General features: G+C 64.8%; 16 protein-coding genes. 7 read left to right on the top strand and 9 right to left on the bottom strand.

Going from position 1 to position 14,642, the window contains the following annotated elements:
* Positions 1–64 precede the first annotated feature (64 nt).
* Together B059_RS0110360 and B059_RS0110355 are read right to left on the bottom strand one after the other, a co-directional pair.
* Entirely contained in the window at positions 65–1,192 is a 1,128-nt protein-coding gene (locus tag B059_RS0110360) for a PilT/PilU family type 4a pilus ATPase (protein ID WP_018078184.1), read from the bottom strand.
* A gap of 10 nt (positions 1,193–1,202) precedes the next feature.
* Positions 1,203–2,246 carry a type IV pilus twitching motility protein PilT gene (locus B059_RS0110355; RefSeq protein WP_018078183.1) on the bottom strand — a complete coding sequence of 348 codons (1,044 nt, stop codon included), beginning with the start codon at positions 2,244–2,246 and terminating at the stop codon, positions 1,203–1,205.
* An 87-nt stretch (positions 2,247–2,333) separates the two neighbouring features.
* Between B059_RS0110355 and B059_RS0110350 the strand changes: the two genes are divergently transcribed.
* From B059_RS0110350 to B059_RS0110330, 5 genes are read left to right on the top strand one after another with little or no spacing between them, the layout of a single operon-like run.
* Positions 2,334–3,041, top strand: coding sequence for a YggS family pyridoxal phosphate-dependent enzyme (locus tag B059_RS0110350; RefSeq protein ID WP_245538773.1), 708 nt, complete (start codon positions 2,334–2,336; stop codon positions 3,039–3,041).
* Positions 3,034–3,849: a pyrroline-5-carboxylate reductase gene (gene proC / locus B059_RS0110345; protein ID WP_018078181.1), complete on the top strand. Its 816-nt coding sequence runs from the start codon at positions 3,034–3,036 to the stop codon at positions 3,847–3,849. The genes B059_RS0110350 and proC overlap by 8 nt, the downstream gene beginning before the upstream one ends.
* Positions 3,846–4,421 carry a YggT family protein gene (locus tag B059_RS0110340; protein ID WP_018078180.1) on the top strand — a complete coding sequence of 192 codons (576 nt, stop codon included), beginning with the start codon at positions 3,846–3,848 and terminating at the stop codon, positions 4,419–4,421. Before proC ends, B059_RS0110340 begins: the two co-directional genes overlap by 4 nt.
* Positions 4,408–4,728: a DUF167 domain-containing protein gene (locus B059_RS0110335; protein ID WP_018078179.1), complete on the top strand. Its 321-nt coding sequence runs from the start codon at positions 4,408–4,410 to the stop codon at positions 4,726–4,728. The genes B059_RS0110340 and B059_RS0110335 overlap by 14 nt, the downstream gene beginning before the upstream one ends.
* The gene (locus tag B059_RS0110330; RefSeq protein ID WP_018078178.1) at positions 4,725–6,629 is read left to right on the top strand and encodes a dynamin family protein; all 1,905 of its coding nucleotides are present in this window, start codon (positions 4,725–4,727) and stop codon (positions 6,627–6,629) included. Before B059_RS0110335 ends, B059_RS0110330 begins: the two co-directional genes overlap by 4 nt.
* Before the next feature lie 15 nt (positions 6,630–6,644).
* On the opposite strand, the gene ptsP is transcribed toward B059_RS0110330, so the two are convergent.
* From ptsP to gshA, 6 genes are all read right to left on the bottom strand, one after another.
* On the bottom strand, positions 6,645–8,369 hold the full coding sequence (ptsP, locus tag B059_RS0110325; protein ID WP_018078177.1) for a phosphoenolpyruvate--protein phosphotransferase: 1,725 nt from the start codon (positions 8,367–8,369) through the stop codon (positions 6,645–6,647).
* A gap of 79 nt (positions 8,370–8,448) precedes the next feature.
* On the bottom strand, positions 8,449–8,721 hold the full coding sequence (locus B059_RS0110320; protein ID WP_018078176.1) for an HPr family phosphocarrier protein: 273 nt from the start codon (positions 8,719–8,721) through the stop codon (positions 8,449–8,451).
* Positions 8,702–9,118 (bottom strand): PTS sugar transporter subunit IIA, encoded by a 417-nt coding sequence (locus tag B059_RS0110315; RefSeq protein WP_018078175.1) that lies wholly within the window; start codon positions 9,116–9,118, stop codon positions 8,702–8,704. The genes B059_RS0110320 and B059_RS0110315 overlap by 20 nt, the downstream gene beginning before the upstream one ends.
* Before the next feature lie 33 nt (positions 9,119–9,151).
* A complete protein-coding gene (locus B059_RS0110310; protein ID WP_018078174.1) occupies positions 9,152–10,150 on the bottom strand; it encodes an FAD:protein FMN transferase in 999 nt (332 codons plus the stop codon).
* Positions 10,147–11,079 (bottom strand): glutathione synthase, encoded by a 933-nt coding sequence (gshB, locus tag B059_RS0110305; protein WP_018078173.1) that lies wholly within the window; start codon positions 11,077–11,079, stop codon positions 10,147–10,149. The genes B059_RS0110310 and gshB overlap by 4 nt, the downstream gene beginning before the upstream one ends.
* The gene (gshA, locus tag B059_RS0110300) at positions 11,076–12,371 is read right to left on the bottom strand and encodes a glutamate--cysteine ligase (RefSeq protein WP_018078172.1); all 1,296 of its coding nucleotides are present in this window, start codon (positions 12,369–12,371) and stop codon (positions 11,076–11,078) included. The genes gshB and gshA overlap by 4 nt, the downstream gene beginning before the upstream one ends.
* A 43-nt stretch (positions 12,372–12,414) precedes the next feature.
* On the opposite strand from gshA, the gene B059_RS0110295 reads away from it, so the two are divergent.
* Together B059_RS0110295 and B059_RS0110290 are read left to right on the top strand one after the other, a co-directional pair.
* Positions 12,415–12,879: a tRNA (cytidine(34)-2'-O)-methyltransferase gene (locus tag B059_RS0110295; RefSeq protein WP_018078171.1), complete on the top strand. Its 465-nt coding sequence runs from the start codon at positions 12,415–12,417 to the stop codon at positions 12,877–12,879.
* A gap of 14 nt (positions 12,880–12,893) precedes the next feature.
* Positions 12,894–13,373, top strand: a complete 480-nt coding sequence (locus B059_RS0110290; RefSeq protein ID WP_018078170.1) for a hypothetical protein — start codon at positions 12,894–12,896, stop codon at positions 13,371–13,373.
* A 54-nt stretch (positions 13,374–13,427) separates the two neighbouring features.
* Here B059_RS0110290 and B059_RS0110285 read toward each other — a convergent pair whose 3' ends face one another.
* Entirely contained in the window at positions 13,428–14,480 is a 1,053-nt protein-coding gene (locus tag B059_RS0110285; protein WP_018078169.1) for an NYN domain-containing protein, read from the bottom strand.
* Positions 14,481–14,642: the final 162 nt, after the last annotated feature.

Raw genomic sequence — 14,642 nt, 5'->3', positions numbered from 1 at the left:
GTTCCGGAAACCAAAAAGGAAACGGGGTGCAATACACCCCGTTTCCTTTTCCATCCCCAACGCCTCAAACAATATCGAGGTGATCCAGCCCCGCCATCATGTCGCGTCCCTTCGCCTCCTGGCCGTGCAGCTTGATCTGCAGGCGCAGGTCGTTGAGGCTGTCGGCGTTGCGTAGCGCGTCCTCGTACGAAATCAGCCCGGCTTCGTAGAGGTCGAACAGCGCCTGGTCGAAGGTCTGCATCCCGAGTTCGCGCGACTTCGCCATGATCTCCTTGATCTCGTGGACATGGCCCTTGAAGATGAGGTCGGCGATCAGTGGCGAGTTGAGCAGGATCTCGACCGCGGCGACGCGGCCGTTGCTGCCCTTCCTCGGAACCAGGCGCTGCGAGATGAAGGATTTGAGGTTGAGCGACAGGTCCATCAGCAACTGGTCGCGCTTCTCCTCGGGGAAGAAGTTGATGATGCGGTCGAGCGCCTGGTTGGCGCTGTTGGCGTGCAGCGTGGACAGGCAGAGGTGGCCGGTTTCGGCGAAGGCGATGGCGTATTCCATGGTGTCGCGGTCGCGGATTTCGCCGATGAGGATGACGTCGGGCGCCTGGCGCAGCGTGTTCTTCAGCGCGGAGAACCAGTTATCGGTGTCGATGCCGACTTCGCGCTGGGTGATGATGGATTTCCGGTGCTCGTGCACGTACTCGATCGGGTCTTCGACCGTGATGATGTGGCCGGCGTCGTTTTCGTTGCGGTAGCCCACCAGCGCGGCGAGCGAGGTCGATTTGCCGGTGCCGGTGCCGCCGACGAAGATGACCAGGCCGCGCTTGATCATGGCGACGTCCTTGAGGATAGGCGGCAGGTTGAGCTCTTCCAGTTTGGGGATCTTGGTGTTGATCGTCCGCATCACGATGCCGATCCGGCCCTGCTGCACGAAGACGTTGACGCGGAAGCGGCCGATCTCGGGCGGGCTGATCGCGAAGTTGGATTCGTTGGTCGCCTCGAAATCTTTCCACTGCCGCTCGTTCATGATCGCGCGTGCGAGTTCGCTGGTGTGGGCGGGGGTCAGGCTCTGGTTCGACACCGGGGTGATCTTGCCGTCGATCTTGATGGCGGGCGGAAAGCCGGCAGTGATGAAGAGGTCGGATGCATTCTTCGTCAGCATCAGGCGCAGCAGGTCGTGGACGGTTTTCTCGGCGTTCATTGTTCAGCCCTCAACCCAGGAATGCATCTTTGTTCTGTGCCGCGTTGCGCGCCACGCCGGAGGAAATGACATTGCGCTTGACCAGGTCCTGCAGGTTCTGGTCGAGCGTCTGCATGCCGAGGTTGCCGCCGGTCTGGATCGACGAATACATCTGCGCGACCTTGTTTTCGCGGATCAGGTTGCGGATGGCCGGGGTGCCGATCATGATCTCGTGTGCGGCGACACGGCCGTTGCCGTCCTTGGTTTTCAGCAAGGTCTGCGAGATCACCGCGCGCAGCGACTCGGACAGCATCGAGCGCACCATTTCCTTCTCTGCCGCGGGGAACACGTCGACCACGCGGTCGATGGTCTTGGCGGCGGACGAGGTGTGCAGCGTGCCGAACACCAGGTGGCCGGTTTCGGCTGCGGTGAGCGCCAGGCGGATGGTTTCCAGGTCGCGCAGTTCGCCCACCAGGATGACGTCCGGGTCTTCCCGCAATGCCGAGCGCAGCGCGTTGCTGAACGACAGCGTATGCGGCCCGACCTCGCGCTGGTTGATCAGGCATTTCTTGCTCTGGTGGACGAATTCGATCGGATCCTCGACCGTAAGGATGTGCGCGTACTGGTTTTCGTTGACGTAATCCATCATCGCCGCCAGCGTGGTCGACTTGCCCGAACCGGTGGGGCCGGTGACGAGAACGATGCCGCGCGGCTGATCGGAGATTTCCTTGAAGATGGCGGGGCAGTTGAGTTCCTCCAGCGTCAGCACCTTGGACGGAATCGTCCGGAACACCGCTCCCGCACCATACTGCTGGTTGAAGGCGTTGACACGAAAGCGCGCCAGCGAAGGGATCTCGAACGAGAAGTCGATTTCCAGCGTTTCCTCGTATACCTTGCGCTGGCTGTCGTTCATGATGTCGTACACCATGCGGTGCACGTCCTTGTGCTCCATCGGCGGCAGGTTGATGCGGCGGATGTCGCCGTTGACACGGATCATCGGCGGCAGACCCGCCGACAGGTGCAGGTCGGACGCCTTGTTCTTGACGGCAAATGCCAGCAGTTCGGAAATGTCCACGCGTGCCTCGTTCAGTGTTGGATGGGGTTTTGTCAGATAATAAGCGCTATGGATAACGGCCCGAAAACACGCAAACTTGAGTCCGGGATGACGGCTGCGGATTCCATGCCGGCCAAGCGTTTGCATGCCGTGCAGGCGCGGATTGCGGACGCCGCCGCCGCCGCCGGACGCGATGCGGCAACGGTGCATCTGCTGGCGGTGAGCAAGACCTTCGATGCGGCAGCGGTACGTGCTATGGCAGCCTGCGGCCAGCGCGAATTCGGCGAGAACTATCTGCAGGAAGCGCTGGAAAAGCAGGCCGCCTTGCGCGATCTGCCGCTGATCTGGCACTTTATCGGACCGATCCAGAGCAACAAGACACGGGCAATCACCGAGCGCTTCAGCTGGGTACACGGTATCGACCGCCTGAAGATTGCCGAGCGGCTGTCGGCGCAGCGCCCGGCCGCTTTGCCGCCGTTGCAGGTGTGCATCGAGGTGAACGTCAGCGGCGAGGCGAGCAAGGGCGGGGTGGCTCCGGCCGGACTGCCCGCGCTGGCGGATGCCGTCTCGAATCTGCCAGGATTGCGGCTGCGCGGGTTGATGGCCATCCCCGCGCCGGCGTCGGATGTTGGCGCGCAGCGCGCGGCATTCCGGCAAGTGCGCGAGGCACTGGATGCGCTGATTGCGCGCGGCCATGCGCTCGACACCCTGTCGATGGGCATGTCGGCCGATCTGGAGGCGGCAATAGAGGAGGGTGCGACCATCGTGCGGATTGGCACCGCGTTATTTGGCGAGAGGGTAATCAAACATGCATAAAGTGAGTTTCATCGGCGGCGGCAACATGGCCGCCGCCATCGTGGGCGGCCTGATCGCCAGCGGCACCCAGCCTACCGACATCGAGGTGGTGGAAATCAACGCCGATGCGCGGGCGCAATTGTCCGCGCGTTTCGGCGTCGTGACCCACACGGACCTGTCGCAGGCGCGGTTGCACTCCCTGGTCGTGCTGGCAGTGAAGCCGCAGACCCTGCCCGAGGTAGCGGCGGCACTGGCGCCGCGCCTTGCCGGCCAGCTGGTGGTGTCGATTGCCGCCGGGGTACGGGTGGCCGATCTCGCCCGCTGGCTGGGAGGGCACGAGCGCGTTGTGCGCGCCATGCCCAACACCCCGGCGCTGGTGCAGGCCGGGGTCGCCGGGCTGTTTGCGCCGCCTGCGGTCGGCCAGGATGCGCGCTCGCAGGCCGAAGCGGTGCTGCGTGCCGTCGGCGGCGTGGTGTGGGTGGAGGACGAGCCGCAGCTGGATGCGGTCACCGCCGTTTCGGGCAGCGGCCCGGCCTATGTGTTCTATTGCATCGAATCGCTTGAAGCCGCAGCCGTGGCCCAGGGTCTGACGCCCGCCACCGCGCGCCAGCTGGCGCTGCAGACCTTCTTCGGCGCGGCCAAGCTGGCGCTGGAGTCGGGCGAGGAACCCGCCGTGCTGCGCCAGCGCGTCACCTCCCGGGGCGGCACCACCGAACGCGGCATTGCCGCGCTGGAGGCGGCGGCGGTCAAACAGGCCATCGGCCAGGCAGTGGAAGCGGCCAGCCGGCGCAGCGCCGAGCTTGGCGACGAACTGGGGCGGCTCGCATGATTTCGGGCGCATTCGCTTTCCTCATCCAGACGCTGGGCAACCTGTTCGTGATTGCGGTGCTGCTGCGCTTCATGATGCAGTTGTTCCGGGTGCCGTTTCGCAATCCCTTCGCGCAATTCATCGTCGCCATCACCGATTTCGCGGTGAAGCCGCTGCGCCGGATGGTGCCAGGCCTGTTCGGCCTGGACTGGGCATGCCTGGTGGTGGCGCTGCTGGTCGAACTGGTCGTGGTGACGGCGGTGTACTGGCTGGACGGCTTTCCCTTTGCGCTGGCCGGCGCCAGGGTGTGGCCGGTGATGCTGGGGCTGGCGGCGGTACGGCTGCTGAGCCTGGCGATCTACCTGATTATCGGCCTGACCCTGGTGCGCGCGGTGCTGTCGTGGGTCAACAGCAATACGCCGCTGATGCCGGTCGTGTATGAATTGACCGAACCGTTCCTGCGTCCGTTGCGGCGCATCGTGCCCACGGTCGCCCAGGTCGATCTGACCCCGCTGGTGCTGTTCATCGTGTGCCAGCTGGTGCTGATGGTGCCGGTGCTGGCGCTGGAGCGGGCGTTGCTTGGCGCGCTCTGAGGAGGAACAGGCCCCTGTCTGGGCACGCCGCGACGGTGCCGGCTGGCTGCTCGACCTGCATGTGCAGCCCGGAGCAAAGCTGACGGCCGCGGTCGGCGAGCATGGCGGGCGGCTGAAATTAAAGATTGCCGCGCCGCCCGTCGATAACAAGGCGAATGCGCATCTGCTGGCCTGGCTGGCCGCGCAGCTGGGGGTGCCGAAGTCGGCGGTGCGCCTGGTACGGGGCGAAAGTTCGCGGCAGAAAACCGTGGCGGTATGCGGTGTCGAAGCCCCCTGGCGTGAAATCGAGAAAAACAGACAAACATGAGCATCCACCTGGAACAGGAAGTCGCCGAGTACAGCGAGCGGCGCTTGCGGCTGGCAACCGCGATCACCGACTACGCCGACTGGCTCGACCGCCAGCACGGCATCGACGCCGAGCGTACCCTGCGCCTGGCCGATACCGCCTCCGGCCTGCGCCAGGACAAGCTGGTGGTGGCGTTTGTCGCCGAATTTTCGCGCGGCAAGACCGAACTCATCAACGCCCTGTTCTTTGCCAACCATGGCCAGCGCCTGCTGCCGTCCGACGCCGGACGCACCACCATGTGCCCGACCGAACTGTTTGCCAGTCCCGATGAAATGCCCAGCCTCTGCCTGCTGCCAATCGAAACACGGCGCCGCAGCGAATCGCTGGCGCGCTTGAAACACATGCCGATCGAGTGGTGCCGGGTACTGCTCGATCCGGCCGATCCGCGCCAACTGCAGGAAAGCCTGAAAAAGCTCACCGAGACCAAGCCGCTGCCGGCGGTGGAAGCCATCGAACTGGGGCTATGGAACGGCGAAGATGCCAGCGAGCGCCACCTGCTGCGCGCCGACGGCACCGTGGACGTACCCGCCTGGCGCTATGCCATGGTCAACTACCCGCATCCGTTGCTGCAGGCCGGATTGACGATACTCGATACGCCCGGGCTCAACGCACTGGGCGCCGAACCCGAACTCACGCTGTCGGTGATTCCGAATGCGCATGCGGTGATGTATCTGCTGGCGACCGATACCGGGGTGACGCGCTCGGATCTGGAAATCTGGCAGAAACATGTCCACCGCCATGCCAACTACCACGTGGCGGTGCTGAACAAGATCGACATGCTGTGGGACGAGCTGAAGAGCGATTCCGAGGTGCAGGCCAGCATCGAGCGGCAGGCCGAGGAAACCGCGCGCGTGCTGAAGCTGCCGCGCAGCCGGGTGTTCGCGGTGTCGGCGCAGAAGGCGTTGGCGGCCACGATACGCGGCGACGCCGCCCTGCGCGTGCGCTCCGGCATCGAGTCGCTGGAGTACCTGCTGGCGCACCAGGTGATCCCGGCGCGGCGCGACATGCTTTACCACGCGGTCAGCCGCGAGGTGGCCGCCCTGCTCGACGAGAGCCGGGTGGATCTGGCCGCGCGGCTCAAGCACAGCAGCGACGAGCTGATCCAGCTGATCCAGCTGTCGGGCAAGAACCGCGAACTGATCGAACAGACGCGCACCAATCTGCAGCAGGAGAAAGACAGTTACGACGCCACCGCCGAACAGTTCCGCGCAACCCGGAAAATGCTGGAGGGCCAGGGTGCGCACCTGCTGTCGAACGTGTCGGAAGATACGCTGGATGCGATCCTGAAGACTGCGCGTGAGACGATGGAAGGCAGCTGGACGACGCGCGGGCTGACCAGCGGCATCCGCCAGCTGAGCGAGCAGATGGGCGCACGCTTCCAGCAGGCGACCCAGCTGGCCGACAACATGCTGGATGCGCTCGACCAGGCCTACATGCGGTTTCACCGCCAGCACCGGCTGCCGAAAATGCAGGTGCCGCGGCTGGACCTGGGCGCCTACCGCAACCGGCTGGAAACCCTGATGCGCGAAACCGAAGCCTTCTGCACGGACCCCGCCAACCTGATGCTGGAAAAACGTTTCATGATCCGGCGTTTTTATGCTGGGCTGGCCGAGGAGGCGCGCAGCGCCTTCAAACTGGCGCGGGTGGAAGCCGAGCGCTGGCTGCGCATCGCACTCGACCCCATCATGACGCGCATCCGCGAGCACAAGCAGTACCTCGACACGCGGCTGGCCAGCCTGCAGCGCATTCTCGAAAACATGGGTACGCTGCACGGCCGCATGGCGCAGATCAAGGACGAGATCGGCAATCTGCGCAGCGAGAAGGCGGAACTGGTACGGATAGCCGCACAGCTCGCCGCTTAGGCGGCCGGGCGCCTGTCAGCCGTTCAGGCGGTTCAACAACAGCGCCGTCCTGTCGGGATCGGTGTTCTTCAGCAGCTTCAGCGCGATGGGGGTGGTCTCGCCAACCTGCGCTTTCAGAACCTGTTGTTTCACCTGCAGCAGGCTGGCCGGGTGCATCGAAAAGATCCGCAGTCCCAGCCCCAGCAGCAGCCGCGTCAACAGCGGGTCGCCCGCCATCTCGCCGCAAACGGAAACCGGCTTGCCGGCCTTGGCGCCGGCGCGGATGGTGTGCTGAATGAGGTTGAGCACCGCCGGATGCAGGGGATCGTAGAGGTGCGCGACGCTGTCGTCGGCACGGTCGATCGCCAGCGTGTACTGGATCAGGTCGTTGGTGCCGATCGACAGGAAGTCCAGCTGTTCGGCAAAAAAGCCGGCCGTGAGGGCGGCCGCCGGCACTTCGATCATGCCGCCGATGAGGATGTCATCGTCGAATTTCAGGCCGTCCTTGCGCAGCGATGCCTTGGCGGCCTGGATCCGTTGCAGGGTTTGCTGCAGTTCGACGAAGCTCGCCAGCATGGGGATGAGCATGCGTACCTGGCCATGCCGGGAGGCACGCAGAATCGCCCGCAGCTGGGTGTGGAACAGTCCGGGCTCGGCCAGGCACAGGCGGATCGCGCGCAGGCCCAGAGCCGGGTTGTCGGCCATGGTGTGGCCCCACGGCGCCTGCTTGTCCGCCCCCAGGTCGAGCGTGCGGATGGTGACCGGCTTGCCGTCCAGCGCCTCGGCCACTGCCTTGTAGGAGGCGTATTGTTCGTCTTCGGTCGGCAGGTCGTTGCGGTTGAGGAACAGGAATTCGCTGCGGAACAGGCCGATGCCGTGTGCGCCCGCCGCTTTCACCGCATCGACGTCGTCCAGCAATTCGATGTTGGCCATCAGCTCGATCGGCACGCCGTCCAGCGTGGACGATTTGCTGGTCTTCAGGCGTTTCAGCTTGTCGGTGTCGATGCGCCACTGGTTCTGCCGCAGCCGGTATTCGGCCAGGACGGACTCGTCGGGATTGACGATCACCACGCCGTCGCGGCCGTCGACGATCAGCAGATCGTGGTCGCGGATCAGGCCGTGCGCGTTGTGCAGCGCCATCACCGAAGGCATCGCCATGCTGCGCGCCAGGATCGCGGTGTGCGAGGTGGTGCCGCCGAGATCGGTGATAAAGGCGGCGAAGTGCACGTTCTTGAACACGATCATGTCGGCGGGCGACAGTTCGTGCGCGACCAGGACGCGCTCGCTGTCGAAATCGACATCTAGCGGCAGGTGGCTGGGGTGGCCAGTCAGCGCCTTCAGGACGCGCTGCACGACCTGCACCACGTCTTCCTGGCGGCTCCGCAGATAGGCGTCGTCGATTTCCTCGAAACGCGCCACCAGCGCTTCCATCTGCTGGGCCAGCGCCCATTCGGCGTTGCACTGGGTTTCGCGGATCAGACGCTTGGGTACCTCGGCGATCATCGAATCGCCGAGGAACATCAGGTGCATGTCGAGAAACGCCGAGAGTTCTGCCGGAGCATTGGCCGGAATGTGATTGCGCAGGGTTTCGAGTTCGGTGCGGGTGGCGAGGATGGCCTCGTCGAAGCGCGCCAGCTCGTCCTTGATGTATTTGCGGTCGAGCATGTACTGCGGCACTTCGACGCGCGCATTGGAAGTGAGGTGCGCATAGCCGATGGCGATGCCGCCGGAGACGCCGATGCCGTGCAGCGAGAAGCTCATGGTCTGGAAGCCACGACGGGATGCCCCTGACGGTGTGCCCGGGCAGAGGTCGGCAACGACGAGTGGTTGGCGGTGGTTTTCAGGATAGATCCTCCCCGAAGCCGCTGGAGATCAGCTCGGCCAGCGCTTCGATGGCTTCCGTTTCGTCGTCGCCCTCGGTTTCCAGGGTAATGGTGCTGCCCTTGGCGGCGGCCAGCATCATCACGCCCATGATGCTTTTGGCGTTGATACGGCGGCCATTGCGCGCCATGAATACATCGCTCTTGAAGCTGGAGGCCAGTTGGGTCAGTCTGGCCGACGGGCGCGCGTGCAGCCCCAGTTTGTTGACGATCTCAACGTCCCGTTGCTGCATGGCACATGGCCTCGGTAATGTGGTTGATGCTGTTGCGCCCGCCTTCGACGATGCGCTCGACGAGCTGCGGCAGCGCCAGCGTGTCGCGGTAGTTCAGCGCTTTCAGCAGCATCGGCAGGTTGGCGCCGGTGACGCCTTCGATGTGTGCCGGTTCGAGCAGCCGGCACAGGGTATTGCTGGGGGTGGCGCCGTAGACATCGGTCAGCACCAGGATGCCGTCGCCTTCGTCGAGTTCGTCCAGCCGCGTCTGGATGGCCTTCTGCCGCTCGTCGGGGTCGGCATGGCCGATGAAGTCGAGCGTGGCGAGCCCGCGTGGGCGCTGGCCCAGCACATGGGTGGCGCACTCGACCAGACTGTCGGCGAGCGAGCCGTGGGCGACGATGAGGATGCCTATCATTGCGAGAAGGGGGCGAGGAGTAAAACCTGCATTCTAGCGAAGCCGGGCCTTCATCGCAGGCGAGACATGGATTCGGCCGGCGGCATCCACGGCCAGGTAGTCGCTCACCCCCAGCCGGGACGCGTTGTCCGGCAGCCGCGCTGCGCCGTCGATGAACAGCGGCTTGGACAGGGCATCCGAACGGGTTCCGGCGTATTTGCCCGCCACCAGCACTGTCACCGACTGCATTCCGCCTGCCGGGCTGCCGGTGCGCGGGTCGATCAGGTGGCTGTAGCGGCGTCCGCCCGCCTCGAAATAGCGCTGGTAGTCGCCCGAGGTGCCGACTGCCTCGCCGTCGCGCAAATCCAGCACCGCCAGCGTGCCGGATTTGCGCGGATGCTGGATGCCCACGCGCCACGGTCGCTCGCCGTGCATGCCCAGCGCGATCACGTTGCCGCCGATGTTCACCAGCGCGTTCTTGATACCGTGCGCTTTCAGGATGCGTACCGCGTCGTCCAGGGCGCGCCCTTTGGCGTAGCCGCCCAGATCCAGCTGTACGGCCGGGTTGTCGCTCCAAACGCTGCCGTTTTCGAGATGCAGATCGCGCATGCGCGGCTGCCTGTCCGTCCAGTGCCGAATCGCGGCGGCATCCGGCAGCCGTGCCTGCGGCGCGTCGGCGTGAAAGCCCCACAGTGCGATCAGCCCGCCGATGGCGGGGTTGAACAGGTCGTTCGACTGGTTCGACAAGGCCTGCGCATCGCCCAGCATGGCCGCGAGTTCGGGACTGACCGGAACGCGTTCCCCTTTGGCCAGCGCAGTGTTGAGCCGCGACAATTCGCTCGGCTGCCAGGCATGCAACTGGCGGTGCAGTTCGTCGAAACGCGTCAGCACCGCGGCGACCGCCTGGCGGGCCTGTGCTTCGGGCGCGCCATAGACGCTGACTTCGACCAGGGTGCCGAATACGTAGGATTGCTGCTGAACCAGCGGCGGCGGGCTGCACGCCGCCAGCGTCCATAGCAGCAGGAGCCACAGACTGCGGCGCGCGGCTTTCATCTGCGCTCGAGTGCGGCGATGAACTGCGCCGCCACGTCGTGCCCGGCCTGGGCGGCGATTTCCTGAAAGCCGGTGGGGCTGGTGACGTTGATTTCGGTGAGGCAATCGCCGATCACGTCGAGCCCGGCGAGGAAGATGCCGTTAGCCTGCGCCCACGGCGCGATGGTTTCGGCGATTTCGCGGTCGCGCGCGGACAGCGGCTGTGCGCGCGCGGTGCCGCCGGCGGCAAGGTTGCCGCGGGTTTCGCCGGGCAGGGGAATGCGCGCCAGCGCCCACGGCACCACCTCGCCGTCGATCAGCAGGATGCGTTTGTCGCCCTCGCTGATGGCGGGCAGATAGCGCTGCGCCATGACCGGCCGCTGGCCGTGTCGGGTGAGCGTCTCGACGATGGCGTTGCGGTTGGGATCGGCCAGCGTCAGCCGGAAAATGCCGCTGCCGCCCATTTCGGTGAGCGGCTTGACGATGATGTCGCGGTGATCGGCCAGAAAGTTTCCGATCCCGCTGGCGTCGGCGCTGATGACGGTCGGGGCGATGAATTGCGGAAACTTCAGGATCGCGAGTTTTTCATTGAAGTCGCGCAGCGCCGCCGGGCGGTTGAGTATCCGCGCGCCGTTGTGCTCGGCGACGCCGAGCAGCTGGGTGGCGAGCAGGTAATCCGTGTCGACCGGCGGGTCGGTGCGCATCAGCACGGCGTCGAAATCGGCGAGCGCCCGCGTGTCGGCATGCGCGACGCGAAACCAGTCGTCGTCGCGGCGCACGTCGAGCGCGCTGCAGGCGGCGCTGGCGATGCCGTCCGCCACCTGCAGCTGGCGCGCCTCGGCGGCAAACACGGCATGGTCGCGTGCCGCCGCGGCGCGCATCATCGCTACCGAGCTGTCTTTGCGGGGCTTGAGGCCCGTCAGCGGATCGACGACGAACAGCAGCTTCATGCGGCAGCCGCGTTTTCGATCTCGTTCAGCGCTTCGTCAAGCTCGATCGAAGCCGCCAGCATCGCCAGCCGTGCGATCACGCCGTAGGCATAGAAGCGGTTTGGGCTGGCGTCGGGATTGGCGCTGCGGTCGGGCATCAGGCAGGTGTTGTCGAACGCCAGCGGCACGAAGTGCATGCCGGGGCTGTTGAGATTTTCGTCTGCTCCGCGGCCGGTGTGCACGCGGTAGAAGCCGCCGACGACGAAGTGATCGAGCATGTAGACCACCGGCTCGGCGACGGCGTCGTTAATGCTCTCGAAGGTGTAGACGCCTTCCTGGATCAGCACTTCGCTGACTTCGAGCCCTTCCTTACCGACGGCCATCTTGTTGCGCTGCTTGCGATTGAGTTCGCGCACGTCGTCCGGCGATTTCACCGTCATGATGCCCATGCCGTAGGTGCCGGCATCGGCCTTGACGATGACGAAGGGCGGCTGGTCGATGTGGTATTCGTCGTATTTGAGACGGATCTTGTCGAGCATGTCGGCGACTTTTTCGGCCAGGCAGACTTCGCCCTGGCGCGCATGGAAATCGATCTTGCCGCACTGGTTGAAATAGGGGTCGATCAGCCAGGGATCGATTCCCACCAGCCGCGCGAATTCGCCGGCGATATGCTGGTAGGCGGCAAAGTGGCGCGATTTGCGGCGCGTCGCCCAGCCCGCATGCAGCGGCGGCATGATGGTCTGCTCGATGCCTTGCAGGATAGCCGGCACCCCCGCCGACAAATCGTTGTTGAGCAGCACCGCGCAGGGATCGAAGCCTTCCAGCCCGACGCGGTCGCCTTTGCGCACCAGCGGTTCCAGCGTGAGGCGTCCCCCGGCGGGCAGCTCCAGCGTGGTCGGCTGGGTGATTTCGGGAATCAGCGTGCCGATGCGCACGATCAGGCCGGTCTGGCGCAGGATGTGGGCGAGCACCGCCACGTTCTGCAGATAGAAGGTGTTGCGCGTGTGGTTCTCGGGAATCAGCAGCAGGCGCTGCGCATCGGGGCAGATTTTTTCCACCGCGCCCATCGCTGCGTGGATCGACAGCGACATGAACTCCGGGTTGAGGTTGTTGAAGCCGCCGGGAAACAGGTTGGTGTCGACCGGCGCCAGTTTGAAGCCCGAGTTGCGGATGTCGACCGACGTGTAAAACGGCGCAGCCTGTTCCTTCCATTGCTGGCGGAACCAGTGCTCGATCGTCGGCTGGGCGTCGAGCAGGCGTTTTTCCAGCTCCAGCAGCGGTCCGGTCAGTGCGGTGGTGAGGTAAGGAACCATAGAATAGGGCTTTCGAAGAAGCCCTTATTTTAGGTCATGCCGGATGTTTGACATCGTTTTGTTTCAACCCGAGATCCCGCCCAACACCGGAAACCTGATCCGTCTGGCGGCCAATACCGGCTGCCGCCTGCACCTGGTCGAGCCGCTGGGGTTCGACCTGTCCGACAAGCAGGTGGCACGCGCCGGACTGGATTATCACGACATGGCCTGCGTGACCGTGCACCAGGACTGGCCGGCAGTGCAGGCGGCGTTGCCGGCGCGGCGCTGGTTTGCGCTTAGCACCAAGGGCTGCGCGCGTTATGCCGATATCGTTTTTCAGGCCGGCGACGTGCTGCTGTTCGGCCCCGAATCGCGCGGCCTGCCGGCGGAACTCCTGGCACAGTTCGATCCCGGGCACTGCCTGCGCTTGCCGATGCGGCCGGGTTCGCGCAGCATGAACCTGTCCAATGCCGTCAGCGTGGTCGTGTTCGAGGCCTGGCGGCAAAACGGCTTTGCGGGAGGCGTGTAAATGGGAGAGCCGGGATGAGTGGACTGGAATGGCTGGAAGCGGCCAGCTACATCATCACCATCGTCGGTTTGCCGTTCGCCATCGGCGTCTATGTCTACGACCGCCGCCGCGACCAGCAGAACGACGAGGAGGAAATCTTCCTGCGGCTGTCCGACGAGTACGCCGACTTCATGCGGCTGGTGATCGACAACGCCGATCTGCATCTGCTGTCGCCCGCGGCGAAGGGCGAACTCAGCGAAGAACAGCTGGTGCGCAAGCATGCCCTGTTCGCCATCCTGGTCAGCCTGTTCGAGCGCGCCTACGTGCTGGTGTACGAGGACGACATGAGCCGCCAGCAGGCGCGGCTGTGGCAGTCGTGGGAAGACTACATGCACGAGTGGTGCCAGCGCGAGGATTTCCGCGCCGCATTGCAGGCACTGCTGCAGGGCGAGGATCCAGGTTTCGTCGCGACGATCCGGCGGATTGCGCAGACGACCGCAGGCACGCCGCAATGAACGTCGCGGCATCCATGCCCGGCGGACGGGCTGGCCGGATGTGCGTGAAACCGTTCAGGCGCTGTCGGGCTTGAGCGTCGGTTTGCGGCGGCGGCTGCGCTCCGGCGGCTCGCGCGAAGGGGAGGCCGCTTTTTGCGTTGGCGCCGCGGCTGCCACCGGCGTTTCCGGTACCGCCGCCGGTTTGCGGCCGCCGCGCTCCTTGCGGGGCGCCTCGTTCCGGGTGCTCGGCGCCGCGGTTGCGATCGCTTCCGCGGCCTGCCCAGCCGGCGCCTCGCCAAGGGGCGCGGCGCTGCTGCGATAGACGTAGGCACCCGATTTCTCGTCGCGGCCGAATTCGAGCAGGCCGCGTGCCTGCGCCTCTTCGAGCAGATTGCCGAAGGCGCGGAAGCCGTAGTAGGACTCGCTGAAATCGGGTTTGCGCCGCTTGATCGCCTCTTTCAGCACCGAGGCCCAGATTTTGCCGCTGTCGCCGCGTTCGGCCACCAGGGCATCGAACGTCTCCACCGCCATGTCGATCGCCTTGCTCTTGCGGGCTTCAAGCTCTTCCTTGCGGCGTTTTTCTTCCTCGGGCGGGCGCTTCGCCGCAGGCGGCGTTTCCCGCGTCGCATGCTGAGCCGCCGCACGCTGGCTCTCGCGCACCAGATCGTCGTAAAAAATGAATTCGTCGCAATTGGCGATCAGCAGGTCGGAGGTCGATTGCTTGACCCCGACGCCGATGACCTTCTTGTCGTTTTCGCGCAGCTTGGAGACCAGCGGCGAGAAATCGGAATCGCCGCTGATGATGACGAAGGTGTTGACGTGCGACTTGGTATAGCAGAGGTCGAGCGCATCGACCACCAGGCGGATGTCGGCCGAGTTCTTGCCCGACTGGCGAACATGCGGAATCTCGATCAGTTCGAAATTGGCCTCATGCATCGTGGCCTTGAAGGCCTTGTAACGATCCCAGTCGCAATAAGCCTTCTTGACGACGATGCTGCCCTTGAGCAGCAGGCGCTCGAGTACCGGCTTGATGTCGAATTTCTCGTATTTTGCGTCGCGCACCCCGAGCGCAACGTTTTCGAAATCGCAGAACAGCGCCATGCTGAGGTTTTCGTGGGGTGAAGCCATGTTTTCTCCAATGAGGTACCGAAGGCGATCGTTACGCGCGACCGCGGGCTGTCATGATAACCATTCCCCTGGGCGCTGCGCGTGCCCTTCGCGCCAGCGCAGCGAGGCTTGCGCATGCCGTTCCCGCGGATGCTGAGTCGCGAGCGGGTTGAACAGCGGACT

This window comes from Thiobacillus denitrificans DSM 12475 (assembly GCF_000376425.1).
GTDB lineage: Bacteria > Pseudomonadota > Gammaproteobacteria > Burkholderiales > Thiobacillaceae > Thiobacillus > Thiobacillus denitrificans.
The sequence above is the reverse complement of the archived record's forward strand: the minus strand, read 5'-3'. Positions and strand labels throughout refer to the sequence as shown.